Here is a 378-nt window from a genome sequence, read left to right as displayed (position 1 = left end):
CTTGAAGTGCCTCAGTTGCCAATTGCTGCACATGAAAGCGATCAATAACCTGCACTGCATTAGCAAAACACTTCTTAGCTATAATCCCCATATTACCAGCTAAGTCAAGTGTTATTTCCCGTACTTTATTGCGTAATCGGAGTGGAATTTGCTGAAGCACAGAGATAATACTATCGGATTTAGTTCCTTTGAGAATTGCAACTATAGTCCCTTTCTTTCCGTGAGCTTCTTTATTAGTTACCACCGTATAGAGTTCACCATGAGAAAGACTGGTTTCATCAATGGAAAGACTACTACCTATATTCTTTGGAAATATTAGTCCTTCCTGTGCATTTTCGCGATGGGCCCACTGTTGAAAACCACTGAGTTTATTACGGT

General features: G+C 39.9%; 1 protein-coding gene. It reads right to left on the bottom strand.

Annotated features, from left to right (window positions below):
• Positions 1-378: transposase (locus GOQ17_RS16125; RefSeq protein WP_201288661.1), on the bottom strand; the 378-nt coding region annotated here is incomplete at both ends.

Source organism: Sphingobacterium composti, from assembly GCF_009829075.1.
In the GTDB taxonomy this organism is placed as follows: Bacteria; Bacteroidota; Bacteroidia; order Sphingobacteriales; family Sphingobacteriaceae; genus Sphingobacterium; species Sphingobacterium composti.
The sequence above is the reverse complement of the archived record's forward strand: the minus strand, read 5'-3'. Positions and strand labels throughout refer to the sequence as shown.